Consider the following 15232-nt stretch of genomic DNA (forward strand, 5'->3'; position numbering starts at 1 on the left):
GATAATAGTTATGGCAATGGGTGTTTCGGCGATGCCGATCGAAAATGACGCTTCTGCAGAACGGAAGGGTTACCAAGGTTCATTCGCTCTGATGAGTCTCCTCTTTTTCTTCTGGGGATTCATGACAGTCTTCAATGACATCTTGATCCCACGATTTAAGGAGGCCTTTTCGCTTTCCTACTTTGAGGCGATGCTTGTCCAATTCGCCTTCTTCGGAGCGTACTTTGTAGGAGCTCTCCTATACTTTTTTATTTCCATCGTGTCGGGCGATCCTATCGCAAGAATTGGATACAAGAACGGAGTCGTCCTAGGGCTCTCTCTGGCGGCGATCGGTAGCTTGATGTTCCTTCCCGCAGCATCTGCCGCTTCGTATCCACTATTCCTAATCGCGCTATTCGTAGTGGGACTTGGATTTGCCATGCTGCAGATTGCGGCAAACCCATATGTCACCGTTCTGGGACCGGAAAAGACCGCTTCCAGCCGCTTGAACCTAGCCCAAGGATTCAACTCGATAGGCACCACTTTGGGCCCACTTGTCGGAGGCTTTCTGATTTTCCAATATTTTCAGCAAACCGGGGCGCACGGAGCCGATTCCGTGAAGATGCCTTATCTCGGTTTTTGCTGCGTGTTCGCCTTGTTGGCAGTCCTGTTCTTTTTCGTGAAGCTTCCGCAAATCGGGGAGGGGAAAATCGAGCGGGGAGCCGGAGCCTTACGCTACCCTCACGTAGTACTGGGAATCGTCGGAATCTTCATGTACGTGGGGGCGGAAGTTTCCGTGGGGAGCTCTATCATTAGTTTTCTGGGGCTGGATAGTATCGCTGGGTTGAGCGAGGTGGAAGCCAGTCAATACGTATCCCTTTTTTGGGGAGGAATGTTGATCGGCCGTTTCATGGGAGCGGCGCAATTGAGCGATCTTTCGAGCCAGAAAAAGTCGACTATGCTTATAGCTTTGCCTGCAATCGGAATCATCGCTCTCGCTGTTTTTGTCGGTATCGATTATGCGTTGCGTTTCACGCCCTTTTTCATTCTCGCATGGGCTTTGTTCACGATTGGTTCCGGCAAGACAAGTCGTACCTTGCTCTTGTTTGCCGGGACTGCCGCTGCTCTACTAGCCATTTCTATCGTAACATCGGGCAAGCTCGCCCTTTGGTCGGTGATTGGAGTCGGCCTCTTTTCCTCTATCGGTTGGTCTAACACCTTTTCCCTTGCGATTCAGGGAGTCGGACATCTCAAAAGCCAAGCCTCCTCGCTCCTCGTAATGGCAATCGTGGGAGGAGCTCTTTTACCACCGCTGCAAGGCTGGCTAGCTGACGCCATCACTTTGCAATGGTCCTTTATCGTGCCTTTGTGCGCCTATGCGTATGTGGCCTTTTACGGCTGGCGTGGCTATCGCATCGGCCGCGCTGACATGGAATCATGAAGAATGTCTTTTTAAGCAATGGACTGCGCGACGAGCGTGTGGTTCTAACTTTGGACGGTGGAGGAACCAGTTTCCGGTTCTCCGCGATGCAGAACTATACCCAAATCGTGGATACGGTCAGGACGCCAAGCTTCGGCGATGATCTAGATCGTTGTTTGGCAAATGTGATCGAAGGGTTCGAGCAAGTTAAAGCCCTTTGCCCAGAGGAGCCTTCCGCCATCAGCTTTGCGTTCCCCGGACCGGCGCCTTACGCAAACGGCATAATCGGAGACCTGGCCAACATGCCGGCCTTTCGCGGGGGAGTGGCACTTGGGCCGATGTTGGAAGATCATTTCAGAATCCCAGTCTATATCCACAACGATGGGGATATGTTCGCCTATGGCGAGTCCATCGCGGGTTTGCTACCCTGGGTTAACGACCAGCTAGCGCACGCTGGTGTTGAGAAACGCTTTAAAAATCTCCTTGGCGTAACCTTGGGGACCGGATTTGGATCCGGTTTGGTAAGCGAAGGGCGATTGCTAATAGGCGACAATTCCATGGCAGGCGAAATTTGGCTAATGCGTAATAAGCGGAATCCAAATACATTCGCGGAAGAAGGGGCCAGTATTCGGGCCATTCGTCGTGTGTACGCGGCCGAAGTAGGAATCCCCGAAGATGAGGCTCCGGAGCCCAAGGTGATCGCCGATATCGCCGAAGGGCTAGTCGCTGGAAACCGCGGAGCCGCGATCGAAGCCTTCCGAGCCATGGGAGAAGTGGTGGGAGATGCCATCGCAAACGCGATCACTGTGTTCGATGCTCTAGTCGTTGTTGGCGGCGGGCTTTCCGGAGCCGGTAAATATTTTCTTCCGACTTTGGTGGATGAACTGAATTCTGCCTATCAGACCTCGAGCGGCGAAGCTCAACGCCGGCTTACCCAGCTTGCTTTCAATCTCGAAAGCGAAGAGGGAATCGGTCAATTTATTGGCGACGACATAAAACAAATCAAAGTGCCCCGCAGTAACCGTACTGTTCCCTATGGAGAACGTCGCTTCACCGGAGTGGGTTTGTCGCGACTTGAGACAAGTCGAGCTATCGCTATAGGGGCGTATTCCTTCGCTCTGCAGAAACTTGACGCCGTTGAAAAAATTAGAACCCGCGCTTAATCCTTTTTACACCAGTATATGAATACAGTACCCTTTTCAAAATCGTTTCTTTCCGGATTAAAAGCTATCGGTATGGCAGGAGTCTTTGTCCTGACATGCTGGGGAGAGGAGCCCGCCTATTTGGATGCAGATGCTCCCATGGATGAGCGTATCCACGACCTTATTTCCAGACTCACCTTGGATGAAAAGGCGGAGCTGATGAAGAACGAGTCCATCGGCGTGCCTCGTCTCGACATTCCGGCTTACGATTGGTGGAATGAAGCTCTCCATGGCGTGGCTAGAGCGGGCGAGGCAACAGTCTTCCCTCAGGCCATCGGCCTAGCTGCGATGTGGGACGTGGAGCAAATGTACGAAGTTGCCGACGTGATCAGCACGGAAGCCCGAGCTAAGCATCATGAGTTCATCCGTAATGGTATCCACGATCGCTATACTGGTCTCACGTTTTGGTCGCCAAATATCAATATATTTCGCGACCCACGGTGGGGGAGAGGCCAAGAGACCTACGGCGAAGATCCCTACCTTACCGGTCAAACCGGTTTGGCCTTCGTAACCGGCATGCAAGGCGATGATCCGGATTACTTGAAGACCGCTGCCACTGCCAAACACTTCGCGGTCCACAGCGGCCCTGAAACGGATCGTTACTCCTTCAACGCGGATCCAACGGCGGCGGACTTTTATGAGACCTACCTTCCTGCATTCGAGGTTTTGGTGAAGGAAGGCAAAGTCGAAGCAGTGATGTCCGCCTACAATGCCATCTTCAATGTACCGACCACCATGAGTCCGGTACTCTACGACATCCTCGATGCATGGGAGTTTGATGGGCATGTCGTTTCCGACTGCGGAGCGGTTTACTGCATCTTCGAAAAATTTGGCATGGCTCGCGATTTCGCGGAGGCGGAGGCCTTGGCCTTGCAGGCTGGCTTGTGCTTGAGATGTGGAGACGGTGACGCGACCCTAGCCGACGCGGTGCGCAGGGGACTCATCTCGAACGAGATTTTAGACGAACAGCTTTTCAAGCTACTCCGGACTTGGTTCCGTCTCGGGATGTTCGATCCGGCTGAGCGCGTTTCCTACGCCCAGATTCCACTCTCAGCGAACGATACAGCGGAGAACTCTCAAGTCGCTCTCGAAGCGGCGGAGAAGTCCATCGTGTTGCTGAAGAATGATGGTATCCTCCCACTGGATGCAAAGAAGACGAAGCGGATATTGGTGGTGGGGCCAAACGCAAATTCCATCCCCGCATTACTTGGCAACTACAACGGGACTCCATCCGATCCTAAGACGATTGTTGAATCCTTCCGCGAGATTTTGCCGGATTCGATGCAGATCGATTTCATGCAGGGCACCGACTATGTCGCAAGCAGTTCCGCAGTTTCTATCGTTCCGCGCATCGTCCTCGCTTCTGGCGATTTCTCGACCGCTACCGATGGCGATGTATCCGGGTTAATCGCTTCCTACTACGATAACAAAGACATCTCCGGAGAACCCGTATCCAGTAACCGTAGCCATCAGATCGAATTCAACTGGGGAGAGGGTTCTCCAGCAGCGAACGTTTCTGCGGATGAATTTTCAGCAGAATGGACCGGCCTTTTGACTACCGGAATCGGCGGTGAATACGAGTTCATTGTCGAAGCGAACGGAGGGGTTCGCGTTTTTCTCGGCGAAGAAGAGATTCTTGCCGACTGGACCAGTGGCGAGAAGTCTCTTTCCGTAGTGAAGAACTTTGCGGACAATGAAGTCAGTACTATACGGATACAGTATTTCCACGATGACTCGGCAGGTGAAGACGATGCGCATATCTATTTCAAGTGGAGAATCCCGCCCGCGGACGCTGCGTTCGAGAACGCGTTGGCTCTAGCGGAGAAGGCGGATGCCGTTATCTTCGTCGGAGGCATAAGTGCCCAGCTGGAAGGTGAAGATATGAGAGTCGACTATGAAGGTTTTGGCGGAGGGGATCGCAGCCGTATCGAACTTCCCACCATTCAGCAGGAGCTAGCGAAGGAACTGGCCGGTACTGGTACGCCGCTCGTCTTCGTAAACCTGTCCGGTAGCGCCATGGCCTTCGAGTCTGTTAACGATTCTGCGAACGCTCTGCTGCAGGCCTGGTATCCAGGGCAACGCGGTGGTGAAGCCTTGGCGAATATCCTCTTTGGCAAGGTCAATCCAGCCGGTCGCCTGCCGGTAACTTTCTACGGCTCCACAAACGATCTACCGGATTTTAAGGACTACAAAATGGACGGTAGGACCTACCGTTATTTCGAGGGCGAAGTTCCCTATGCGTTTGGACATGGCTTGAGCTACACCCAGTTCAAGTACCAGAAGCTTTCGGTCAAGGAAGCAGAGAAGGGCGGCTTCGATGTCTCGGTTAAGCTTCGCAATATCGGCAAGTTGTCCGGTGATGAAGTTGTGCAGGCGTACCTCATCTCTCCGGACTACGATGGGAAACGGGAACTTTTGACATTGGCGGCCTTCGATCGCGTTTCCCTGGCTAAGGGTGAAAGTAAATCAGTGTCATTGAATATTAAGGACAAGCAGTTCCTCCGTTGGAATGACAGCTATGGAGAAATGAGGAAAATGACCGGTGAATGGAAAATCGCGGTCGGTTCCGCCTCAGACGACCTCCAACTCGAGGAAACCTTCATCGTCGACTAGAAACTTGCGTATGCGGAATTTGCTACAGGTATTTGTCGGCTTTCTTTTGCTCGCTAGTACCGCTCTAGCGGAGCGCGAAACCTTGTCCATGGATTTCGGTTGGCGGTTCCATCTGGGCGATATTGAAATGCCGGTTCCGCAGTCTCATCACGAGACCTATTTGAGCACCAAGGCAGGAAATGCCCTCGGCCCCGCTTCTCCGGATTGGGACGATTCGGACTGGCGGGTTTTATCCGTGCCGCACGATTGGGCAGTCGAAGGGCCCTTCGATCCTCAAGCCAATGTGTCACAAGGCTATCGTCCACGGGGCATCGCTTGGTATCGACGCTCCTTCCAATTGTCGGAAGAGGATATTGGCAAAAATATCGAACTCCAGTTCGATGGAATCGCCTCGCATTGCACTGTCTGGATTAATGGGACTTTGGCGCATCGTAATTTCAGCGGCTATTCGTCCTTCCAGATCGATATGACGCCTTTCGCCCTGTATGGTGAAGAACTGAATACCGTTTCGATTCGAGTAGACGCTTCCGTGATGGAGGGCTGGTGGTACGAAGGCGCAGGGATCTACCGGCACACTTGGCTGGTAAAGCGTGACCCTGTGCATATCGAAACCGATGGCGTTTACGCTAATCCTATCCGTAAGGAAAACGGAAAGTGGACCATCCCGGTAGAAGTAGAGGTATTCAATAGCGGCGAGCTCGATGCGGAGATCGAAATTGCCACCACCGTTTTCGACGTGACTGGCCGGAGCGTAGCGAGCGGCAAAACCAAAGCTGCCCCGAAAGCCCTCGAACAAATTACGGGCAAATACGAAATCCCTGTTTCCAAGCCTAAACTATGGTCGGTAGAGGAGCCGAATCTCTACACTGTCAGGACTCAGTTGATACGAAGCGGCGAGGTCGTTGACCAAGTCGAAACCCAGTGCGGATTCCGGACCATTCGCTTCGATGCGAAGGAAGGCTTTTTCCTGAATGACGAGCCCGTAAAGATCAAAGGGATCTGCAACCATCAGGATCACGCGGGCTTGGGTGTGGCCATTCCTGACGCCATGTGGGCGTTTCGTTTGGGTAAGCTCAAGGAGATGGGAGCCAATGCCTACCGCTGTACCCATGCCGCTCCGACCAAGGAGTTTTTGGAAGAATGCGACCGCATCGGAATGTTGGTGATGGATGAAAACCGGCATTTCAATTCCACGCCGGAGTACATTCGCCAGCTCCGTGGACTCGTTCGCCGCGATAGGAACCACCCCAGCGTGATTCTCTGGTCAGTCTTTAACGAAGAGCCGATGCAAGCCGAACGCACCGGCTACGAAATGGTGCGACGCATGGCAGCAGAAGTGAAGTCGCTTGACAGTACCCGTCCCGTTACGGCCGCCATGAGCGACGGTTTCTTTAGCGAGATCAATGTCTCGGCCGCTGTAGACGTCATGGGATTCAACTACAGCCAGGACAAGTACGACAAATTTCACGCCTTGCACCCAGAGCTACCGCTCATCTCTTCGGAGGATACGTCCGCCTTTGAAATGCGTGGCGAATACGAGACGGACACGGAGCGGAATTTAATTTCATCTTACGACACACAAGCGGCGTATTGGGGAAACACCCATCGCGAATCCTGGAAGATGATCAACGAGCGTCCCTTTATCGCCGGAGGTTTCGTCTGGACTGGCTTTGATTATCACGGTGAACCGCAGCCTCATGTGTGGCCATCCATCGGCTCCGTATTCGGATGCTTGGACATGTGTGGATTTCCGAAAACCGGTTTCTATATCCGCCAATCCCAATGGCTCGAAGGTGAGCACGTATTGGAAATTGCCCCACACTGGAATTGGCAAGGGCGAGAAGGCGAGGCGATCGAGGTATTGGGAATCAGCAATGCCGAGGAACTGGAACTCATCTTAAACGGGAAATCGCTGGGCCGCAAAACAGTCGATCCTTATGAGTTGGTAAGCTGGTCGGTGGCCTACGAACCCGGTGAGTTACTGGCAATCGCTTACTGCCAAGGTCGCGAGGTTGCTCGGAAAACGGTGAAAACCACCGGTCCTGCCAGCCAGATTGAATTGAGCTCCGATCGTGCGTCGCTAAGTGGTGATGGTGTGGATACGCTTCCCATCACTGTGGCCGCTCTGGACGATACTGGACTCTTCGTGCCAACTGCTAACCAGCGAGTTGAGTTCAGCATCGAAGGTCCGGGCAAGATCATCGGTCTTGGAAATGGCGACATCAATTCCCACGAACCCGAAAAGGGCCGCCGTCGCAGCCTCTACAACGGGCTTGCCCAAGTGATCGTGCAAACAGACCCCAGTAGTTCCGGAGCGATTACGGTGACCGCCTACTCAAACGGCCTGATTGCTGGGAAATTCAGCATCCCCGTGGAGCAGGTCGAGCAGCCCGCTCGTGTGGCGATTCCTGAAAGCTCTGACGTGAAGTAGACAAAGCTGTGATCTCGCTTAAGCAAGGCATTGCCAAACCCGAGCCCAGTCGCCATCTAGGATGCTGTAAATGGCAGACGACGCTTCCGAAAAACTCGAAAAACTTATCTCCCGACTAGGCATACCAAGCGACCCTTTGCTAAGCGATCGCAAGGGAGAGCTGATACTTCCGGAAAATATCATTTGTTTCCAACACGATTCGGCGGCCAAGTTGAACCAGCCTGCCGACGGCCGGGCATTGCACCACCGTTTCGTGCTCATCCTCGCGCTTTCTGGTGGAGCTACCGTCTGCGTAGAAGACAAGGCCGTTCGGCTGAAGGAAGGACGTGGCATGCTGGTATTCCCTTTCCAGTTCCACCACTATACCGATCCGCAGGGCGAGGACTTGAAATGGCTTTTCGTGACCTTCGAAGCCAAAGACGCAACGGAACTCGAACACCTGCGCTACCGATCCTTCAAGCTCGACGAGTCCCTGCTGACGCTAGGCGAGGACCTCGTCGAAACTTATCTGGGAAAGGACAACAACGACCTGCTCGTGATGCGTCTTGGGCTCATGCTGGGGGTCATTCGCCGCTTGAGTGGGCGTTCGCTTTCCAAGCTGCCCGAATCGACGGTAGAGGGTATCGTGCCCAGCGTTAACTTGGCGGCTTTGAACTCGAAAGATCAGCCCACGGTGGAGGAGATCGCGGCCTCGCTCGGCATTAGCGTAAGCCACCTGAGAGCCTCGTTTCGGGCTTCTTGTGGGATTAGTTTGGGTCGGCATCTGAGGCGGCTTCGCGTGGAAGAAGCTTGTCGTCTTTTACGCGTAACCAAGAAGTCTGTGGCAGAAATCGCGGACGAGTGTAATTTCAACTCCATCGATAGCTTCAGCCGCTGCTTCCGCTCCGTTTTAGGCGTTACGCCCTTGGCCTATCGCAAATCGTCAGAGAAGTAATGGCGTTTTGATTACGCGAGCAGGGTTCTGCTCCATTCGCGTAAAATCGAGCGGTTAACGAAGCCTGAGCTTCGTCCGGGCTCGCTTTTTGGCATCGAAGCTGATGCAAGCAAGTCATTATGCGTCGCTTGTATTTTGTCCTCTCACTATTTTTTTGCAGCCTAACCTTTCTGCCTTCGGGATTTTCCTCCCTGAAGGTGACGACTTGGAACCTGAAGTGGTTTCCCGGCGGAATGAACCAGACCGATAAATCCGCCATGCAGGAGCACATCGGTTTGGTGGCGGATACGCTGCGTGACCTGGACCCCGACATCCTGCTCGTGCAGGAAGTGAAAAGCCAAGAAAGTCTCGATATGCTGGCGGAAGAAATGGGCACAGGACTGAAGGTGATCGCTGTGAGCCGATTCCCGGCTTCCTATTCCGAGGATCCCGACGGGATTGATGACCAGCAGGTCGGCATCCTCGCCAAAATGCCTGCCGTGGCCACCGCGACGCGTGAGTTCGAACGCGACGGCTTAGTCGACGCTCCGAGAGGCTTCGTTTTTGCCGCCTTCGAAACAGAAGGTGAATTGCTAGGCGTTTATTCGGTTCACCTCAAAAGCAACCGCGGTGAAGCGGCGGTCAATTTCCGCAAACGCGAAAGTTCAGCCAGAGCCATCGTTGGCCATGCGGAGGGAGTCGCCATCGGAAGTGAAGATAATTGGAGAGTGCCAGATGCGTTGATTATCGGGGGGGATTTTAATACAGAAGTTCCCGGAGATGTAGAGGTCCGAGCTGCGGAGAAAACGATGCAACAGCTGGCTCTTTATGGTTTTGAAAACGCCTACGGCGATCTGCCCTTGGAAAAGCGAATCACGATTCCCGCGAGTGGTAGGTATCCCGCCACTACATTCGACCACATACTGTATCGCGGAATTGAGAAAGCCGGATCGGTTCGAATCCAGGAAGTCGAATGGGAGCGATCGGACCATTATCCGGTTACGGTTGCGTTTGAGCTCTAGTTGGCGGGCAGAAGTTAGAGCGGTTCTCGCCAATCGCTTGGAGAAAGAAAGGTAGCGGAACTAGCCGGGCAGATCGGTACGAAGTTACGTATTTGAGTTAGGCTCTTCTTTGGGCAATTCGCCTGACTTCCAGATATCGTTATTCGGTTTTGAATACTTGAAAAGGGAGATCAGTGCGGGGATAGCGGCTAGGGATGTGATTGTGATCACAGCCGCTTCTGCCAGCACGGGTTTCCCCACAAAAATGAACAAGTAGATTCCAAAGGAGAAGAGACCCACGAAGCCGAAGCCTAGCAGCCCAACGATCCAACGCCAGAAGGAGCTGATCAGGATGGCCTTCTTTTGCCTGTATCCAATAAATCCTGCCGCCAAAAGTAACACCGCGAGGAGTGGGCCGAATCGACTAGTGAAGCCTCCGGTGTCGGTGGAAACCTTTTGCGCGAGCCGAGCGATGGCTGGGACGAAGAGAGCAGTTACATAGAGCCAGTGGATAAGACGCATAAATGGCCTAGAAACACACTAGCCCGCCAAAGAGAGGTCAACCTGCAAGTAACGTTCTAAGCTCAGTTATTCGCATTTGGGAGCATCAATCCGATGCGAGTCAGCTTAGCGGGATCAGGCGTGGTCATAGGCCTTAGGTGAGTGGATTAAGCTTGGTCACAACCGAGCAGCGGCATGTTTTTAACTTTATGGTAGCTCAGGGCCAGTTCGAGGCACTTCTCAAGCTCCGCAGTGGGCAGTGGATCGTCTTTGTGAAAAACAATGGCCCGGTTCCCCTCGAAACGAAAGGTATTTGGATACAGTGTCCTGAAGGTGCTAACCAGCTTGCTTTGGCAATGGAATAGGACCGCAAAGAGCTCCGCGTCTTTCGTCTTCCAGCCCAGACGAACCGGACTGCCTGCGATTGTCGCGTAGCTAGGCTCTCCCCATTTGAGCGTTTCTTCGACTTTCAAGATCGGATCGATTCGGCTTCCGACGGCTAGGATCAACTCCCAAATTTCCTCAAGCCGCGTTCGGATGTCGGAGGGCAGGGCGTCGAAGAAGGTTGCGACCTTCTGGTTCGTGATTGGCTTCGAATCCATATTCTCAGTACAGGGCTAGGGTTATTTTAAGCTCAGCCGGTTTTCCTCGCATCGATGATGATAGACGCAAAGCCAATTACACCGCCCTGATTTCTAGGATCGAGTTTCGAAGACCTAAATATCGGGGCCACGTCGACATCCCAATCCGTTGTGTGAAAGACACCATGTTCGTCGTGGTACTCGAGAAGCGATACCGCAAATCCTGCTTGCTCGAAGACCTCACTGAACTCTTTGTATCCATAAACTACCTTGTGGTCGGCAGCCGGGTGATCAAGCGGCCCGGGTCCACCTACTTGTACGGTCCTCTGATACTCCTCGTTGGGGAAGTGCTTATCCGGAACCGCTAGGCGAATGAATCCGCCCGTCTTTAAGTAGCGTTTAATCAAACCAGCCGCATGGCGGGCTTCCTCTACCGTAATGTGCTCGAATACATGCTCGCAAAGAAAGGCTTCGGCTTGTTGCTCCCCGAAAAATGCCTCCCACGTATTTTCATCCAAGAGGTTAAGCTCCTCCCCTTGAGTAGGAATCCAACCACCCCACCTTTGCTCGCCCGCTCCGATAATGACTTTCACGCTTTTGGTAAACTATCTGGTGCTTGTGATCTTGGACTCTCAATCGTTTCCTGCATCGATTCTTCGCTTGGTAGTTCTACCTTCTGTAATACCTCAACGGCGATAGAGGCAGATCCAGAAACAAGGCCACTAATACCTAGTACCATGGCAATTTTCAAAAAATCATATTTCTTCCTGTTACTATTGGCTCTGCCCCAAGCCAAGTCGACAATCTGCTTTTTGATCTCTTTCTCTGTGAGAGTATCTCCATCGATATAGTTACTGAACTCACGGACGTCATCGAATTCTGAAATTCGATCCGCATGTAGAAATCCTTTATGATTATCCATGTGGACTTTTGCTCTCGGCCAAATCGTGAAGATTAGGCAGATGATCCCCGCTGCCAAAATGAGTAAAGATATTACCAACAATATCTCAGGCACGTCCATCTGACTGAAATGATTAAGCCCATCTTCGGCCAACTTCTTACCTGCGAAGCCAAGGAAGGCACTGTAGATGGCCAGCAGTACGGTCGCTTTCGTATCCGCAAATTTGATATTCTCGTAAGTGTTGGCAGCCGTATCAAGTAGCAGCAGGTACTTATCCTTTATGGGTTCGGATGTCTGGGGTTTTGCAATAGCCTGGCTTTTCGTTGCCTCAATTTCTGTGTCGCCACTTTCTGGAGTCTCTTCGTTTTCTGCTGAATCCTTCATAACGTTATTCCAAGGCCGAGGGTTATCATATGAATCTCGCGGTCGGGTGGATTGGTGTATCGATAAGATACTGACGCCTCCAATTTCTTTGTCAGGTTGAAAGACACTTTGGCTTCCGCTCCCAGCCTTAAATCCTCATTGGTAAAAAGTAGATCCTCCCCATTCGGGTCGATGAAAAGGGTGCGAGTATGAAAATAGGAGAGTTCGGGTCCTAAGCGAAAAGTCGCTCGATCCGTGGAGATGAGTGTGAAGAGATAGCCTAGACTAAACTCCTTCATCTCGTCTTTAGCGATGGTCTTGGAAAAGGCAGGAAGTATGATCTCCGATCCGCTATCTGGGTCCGTAGCCAGATCGATGGCCTCTGATAGAATCTCGTCGTAGTACGTGAAACGCAGCGCCAAGGTGCCATTCTCTCCCATATCTTTGCTTAGGATAAGGGAGGGCACTAGAAAGTCTCTAGAAAGCTCGCGGGTATAATCGGCCCGATCGTCATAGATTGGGGTGCCGGAGATCCTGGCAAAGCTGGTTTCGCAGCCGATTTGCCAGTCAGAAGCATCGGCCACTGCAGTTAAGGAAAGGGCAAGCAGAGCGAAAGTGGTTTTCATCGGTAGACCTTCTCGAAACGCAATGGCTAGACTAACGATGTTGGTCCACGAGGATGGCATTTCCGTCGGGGTCGAGCAGGGTGAAGGAGGTGGGGCCCTCCGACTCTAGATCCGGCTCGGAGACGAAGTTGATCCCCATGGACTTCAAGTCGGTGTAGATCTTCCGCACATCGGTGAAGGAATCTAGTTCGGAAGCACTCTGATCCCATCCCGGATTGAAGGTGAGGATATTGCCTTCGAACATGCCCTGGAAAAGTCCGATGAGGTGCTCTCCGTTTTTTAGGATCAGCCAATTTTGCGTGATATCGCCTGCGAACTCTTCAAAGCCCAATTTGCCATAAAAGGCTTTAGAGGCGTGAATGTCCTTAACGGCGAGACTGACGGAAAATGCTCCCAGATTCATCATGTGGATTTGGTTGATAGTTTGGGGTCGGGGAAGCGGCAGGTTTCTTAGTTTACGCCGAGGAAGAAGGTATTCCCGTCTTCGAAAAGCATGATGTGCTTACAGCGTTTGCAGGTCAGCATATTCGCTTTGTAATCGGTCACCCGAAACAGACCGTATTTGGCGAGGACGACCTTGTCCTTATCGAATTCGTTGTGCTGGCAGAGGGGGCATTTGAGTTCTCTTTCTTCTTCCATTTTCAATTAGGGGTTAGGGGATAGAGGGTATGCAGAAGTCGGGTTATTGTCTGCGTGCCAGCCTGCTTTCAGATAGCGCGCAAAACGGGCGGCTTCAAAACCGGAGAAAGCTAATGTCTAGGCGGTGTTCGATGAGGTCGTTTTCTTTCAAGTAACCGGTAGGTGGCAAGAGGGGTGACTCGTTGTAGTGGGCTAGTGCCTGCACCAAAATGCGCATTAGGTTTGGTTTGTCTTTGATGGCTTTATTTACCGCGTCCTCACGGAGATAGAGGAGGCCTTTACCGTCAATGTAGAGGTCCAGATACATGTCCCGATATTCGATATTGATACCCTCGTATATCGAATTGCGGCGATCCTCCTGCACAAACTCGGTCTCGATAGCATTTCTTAGCGCCAAAAAATAGTCGGTAAACACCTGCTCCCGGGCACTCGTCTCCAGTTGTCCGTGCTCAGTCGTTGTACAGGCTGGTAAGAAGGGTAGTGCCAAGGCGGAAGCCATGAGAGGTATCAGATTTCTGGGCACGATTTTTTAACACGATGGTCAGCGAGAGCGACACAAGATTCATGTAAACCCATCACTAGGCATTCCATCATTCGCTTGCGTTGGCTGGGGTCCATACCTCGATCTTGTTGCCTTCCGGGTCGACAAACCAGCCAAACCGCCCTTGCTCAATTGACCTGCTCCCCATTTTAGTGCCATCAGAAGTGAGAGTCTCCTTGGTTCAGGTTGTCCTGTTTATTGGGTGATTGGTCAAAGGTTTCTTTCCCCCTCAAGCCCCCTAGGGGGCTCGCCGCCAGCTCGGCGGCGTACTCTTCGGGAGTCTTCTGGTTGAGGCTGTAGTGCGGCCGGACCTCGTTGTAGTCCACCCGCCAGTTCTCCACGATCTCTCGGGCTTGGGCGACGCTGTCGAACCACTGCTCGTTAAGGCATTCGTCGCGTAGCTTGCCGTTGAAGCTCTCCACGTAGCAGTTCTGCTGCGGCTTGCCAGGCTGGATGAAGGTATGCTCGACGCCGTTGCGGTAGCTCCATTGGTCCAAGGCCATTCCGGCGAACTCGGGCCCGTTGTCGGAGTGGATCCTCTCCGGCTTTCCGTACAGATCGATCAGGTTGTCCAAGATCCTGGATACGCGGCAGCCGGATATCGAGCTATCCACCTCGATCCACAGGCAACGCTTGGTGTGGTCGTCCACAACCGTAAGCATCCTCATCCTGCGACCCGTCCAGGTGGCGTCATGGACGAAGTCCATGCTCCATCTTTGGTTCGGTTCCGCCGACTCGAAGATCTCGTGGACGCGTTCGAGGCGATGGCGCTTGCGTTTGCGTCTACGCACTTGCAGCCCGGCGTCTCGATAGATCCGATACGTGCGCTTCAAGTTGACCTCATGGCCTTCGCGGCGAACCAGGACGTGCAGGCGACGGTAGCCCCATCTCTTTCGTTCGAGAGCCTTCTCCTTGATCAGCTCCAGCAGCTCGGAATCGTCCCGGCTGGACTGGTAGCAGTAGCTGCTTCTGGACATGCCGATCAGCCCGCAGGATAGCCGTATGCTCATGCCTCGGCTATCGCGAAGATAGTCGATCGCTCGACGCCTCTCTACGGGCTTGACCAGTTTTTTGAGTTCACGTCCTTGAGGGCATCGATGCTGAGCATCTGCTCGGCTACGATACGCTTTAGCCGAGCGTTCTCGGCCTGCAGCTCCTTGAGCTCCCTCAACTGCGAGACCTCCATGCCGGAGTACTGGCTTTTCCAGCGGTAGTACGTGCCTGCCGCTATATTGTGTTTGCGAAGCAGTTCCGTGACTGGAAGGCCGCTCTCGGCCTCCTTGAGTATGCGGATTATCTCCTCCTTGTAGCGTTTGCCTTTTCCTCGGCTCATATCGTCTTCCTTTCATATTTGCTATCGGAAGACTCTCAATCTAAATGGCTCTGTTTATGGGGAGCAGGTCATAATCGCTGGCTGCCCTGACTCAAGATCTAATAAGTAGAATCCACAGGCCACCCATATAACTGGCGCTTAGTGTTTGGGTCCCGCGATGCCGATCGGAGAATAATCAGTGAACCGGA

Annotated in this window: 14 protein-coding genes and 1 pseudogene; 6 read left to right on the top strand and 9 right to left on the bottom strand. The window is 52.8% G+C overall.

Annotation, left to right across the window (positions count from 1 at the left end; genetic code table 11):
* Positions 1–10: 10 nt before the first annotated feature.
* The 6 genes from H5P27_RS15795 (at position 11) to H5P27_RS15820 (ending at position 9580) form a co-directional block, all read left to right on the top strand.
* Complete coding sequence (locus H5P27_RS15795) at positions 11–1420, top strand: sugar MFS transporter (protein WP_185661397.1); 1410 nt, start codon at positions 11–13, stop codon at positions 1418–1420.
* Positions 1417–2562: an ROK family protein gene (locus H5P27_RS15800; protein ID WP_185661398.1), complete on the top strand. Its 1146-nt coding sequence runs from the start codon at positions 1417–1419 to the stop codon at positions 2560–2562. Before H5P27_RS15795 ends, H5P27_RS15800 begins: the two co-directional genes overlap by 4 nt.
* Positions 2563–2580: 18 nt before the next feature.
* The gene (locus H5P27_RS15805) at positions 2581–5214 is read left to right on the top strand and encodes a glycoside hydrolase family 3 C-terminal domain-containing protein (RefSeq protein ID WP_185661399.1); all 2634 of its coding nucleotides are present in this window, start codon (positions 2581–2583) and stop codon (positions 5212–5214) included.
* 10 nt (positions 5215–5224) lie between these two features.
* Positions 5225–7645: a beta-galactosidase GalA gene (gene galA / locus H5P27_RS15810; protein WP_185661400.1), complete on the top strand. Its 2421-nt coding sequence runs from the start codon at positions 5225–5227 to the stop codon at positions 7643–7645.
* A gap of 70 nt (positions 7646–7715) precedes the next feature.
* Complete coding sequence (locus H5P27_RS15815; protein ID WP_185661401.1) at positions 7716–8579, top strand: helix-turn-helix transcriptional regulator; 864 nt, start codon at positions 7716–7718, stop codon at positions 8577–8579.
* A gap of 197 nt (positions 8580–8776) precedes the next feature.
* Positions 8777–9580: an endonuclease/exonuclease/phosphatase family protein gene (locus H5P27_RS15820; RefSeq protein ID WP_185661402.1), complete on the top strand. Its 804-nt coding sequence runs from the start codon at positions 8777–8779 to the stop codon at positions 9578–9580.
* Between the two features lie 84 nt (positions 9581–9664).
* On the opposite strand, the gene H5P27_RS15825 is transcribed toward H5P27_RS15820, so the two are convergent.
* The 9 genes and pseudogenes from H5P27_RS15825 to H5P27_RS15865 form a co-directional block, all read right to left on the bottom strand.
* Positions 9665–10081, bottom strand: a complete 417-nt coding sequence (locus H5P27_RS15825; RefSeq protein ID WP_185661403.1) for a hypothetical protein — start codon at positions 10079–10081, stop codon at positions 9665–9667.
* 146 nt (positions 10082–10227) lie between these two features.
* Positions 10228–10662: a DUF1801 domain-containing protein gene (locus H5P27_RS15830; protein WP_185661404.1), complete on the bottom strand. Its 435-nt coding sequence runs from the start codon at positions 10660–10662 to the stop codon at positions 10228–10230.
* Positions 10663–10694: 32 nt separating this feature from the next.
* Positions 10695–11234: a class I SAM-dependent methyltransferase gene (locus H5P27_RS15835; RefSeq protein WP_185661405.1), complete on the bottom strand. Its 540-nt coding sequence runs from the start codon at positions 11232–11234 to the stop codon at positions 10695–10697.
* Positions 11231–11926 carry a Pycsar system effector family protein gene (locus H5P27_RS15840; RefSeq protein ID WP_185661406.1) on the bottom strand — a complete coding sequence of 232 codons (696 nt, stop codon included), beginning with the start codon at positions 11924–11926 and terminating at the stop codon, positions 11231–11233. The genes H5P27_RS15835 and H5P27_RS15840 overlap by 4 nt, the downstream gene beginning before the upstream one ends.
* Entirely contained in the window at positions 11923–12531 is a 609-nt protein-coding gene (locus tag H5P27_RS15845) for a porin family protein (RefSeq protein ID WP_185661407.1), read from the bottom strand. The genes H5P27_RS15840 and H5P27_RS15845 overlap by 4 nt, the downstream gene beginning before the upstream one ends.
* A gap of 31 nt (positions 12532–12562) precedes the next feature.
* Entirely contained in the window at positions 12563–12934 is a 372-nt protein-coding gene (locus tag H5P27_RS15850) for a VOC family protein (RefSeq protein ID WP_185662126.1), read from the bottom strand.
* Between the two features lie 47 nt (positions 12935–12981).
* Positions 12982–13170 (bottom strand): hypothetical protein, encoded by a 189-nt coding sequence (locus H5P27_RS15855; RefSeq protein WP_185661408.1) that lies wholly within the window; start codon positions 13168–13170, stop codon positions 12982–12984.
* A gap of 94 nt (positions 13171–13264) precedes the next feature.
* Positions 13265–13693, bottom strand: coding sequence for a hypothetical protein (locus H5P27_RS15860; protein ID WP_185661409.1), 429 nt, complete (start codon positions 13691–13693; stop codon positions 13265–13267).
* Between the two features lie 281 nt (positions 13694–13974).
* Positions 13975–15044, bottom strand: a pseudogene (locus H5P27_RS15865) (IS3 family transposase); the annotation flags it as partial.
* Positions 15045–15232: the final 188 nt, after the last annotated feature.

This window comes from Pelagicoccus albus, from assembly GCF_014230145.1.
GTDB classification, from domain to species: Bacteria; Verrucomicrobiota; Verrucomicrobiia; order Opitutales; family Opitutaceae; genus Pelagicoccus; species Pelagicoccus albus.

Excerpts from the sequence above, each read along its gene's own strand:
- H5P27_RS15795 (WP_185661397.1), top strand. The coding sequence starts at position 11 with ATGGCAATGGGTGTTTCGGCGATGCCGATCGAAAATGACGCTTCTGCA.
- H5P27_RS15800 (WP_185661398.1), top strand. The coding sequence starts at position 1,417 with ATGAAGAATGTCTTTTTAAGCAATGGACTGCGCGACGAGCGTGTGGTT.
- H5P27_RS15805 (WP_185661399.1), top strand. The coding sequence starts at position 2,581 with ATGAATACAGTACCCTTTTCAAAATCGTTTCTTTCCGGATTAAAAGCT.
- galA (WP_185661400.1), top strand. The coding sequence starts at position 5,225 with ATGCGGAATTTGCTACAGGTATTTGTCGGCTTTCTTTTGCTCGCTAGT.
- H5P27_RS15815 (WP_185661401.1), top strand. The coding sequence starts at position 7,716 with ATGGCAGACGACGCTTCCGAAAAACTCGAAAAACTTATCTCCCGACTA.
- H5P27_RS15825 (WP_185661403.1), bottom strand. The coding sequence starts at position 10,081 with ATGCGTCTTATCCACTGGCTCTATGTAACTGCTCTCTTCGTCCCAGCC.
- H5P27_RS15830 (WP_185661404.1), bottom strand. The coding sequence starts at position 10,662 with ATGGATTCGAAGCCAATCACGAACCAGAAGGTCGCAACCTTCTTCGAC.
- H5P27_RS15840 (WP_185661406.1), bottom strand. The coding sequence starts at position 11,926 with ATGAAGGATTCAGCAGAAAACGAAGAGACTCCAGAAAGTGGCGACACA.
- H5P27_RS15845 (WP_185661407.1), bottom strand. The coding sequence starts at position 12,531 with ATGAAAACCACTTTCGCTCTGCTTGCCCTTTCCTTAACTGCAGTGGCC.
- H5P27_RS15850 (WP_185662126.1), bottom strand. The coding sequence starts at position 12,934 with ATGAATCTGGGAGCATTTTCCGTCAGTCTCGCCGTTAAGGACATTCAC.
- H5P27_RS15855 (WP_185661408.1), bottom strand. The coding sequence starts at position 13,170 with ATGGAAGAAGAAAGAGAACTCAAATGCCCCCTCTGCCAGCACAACGAA.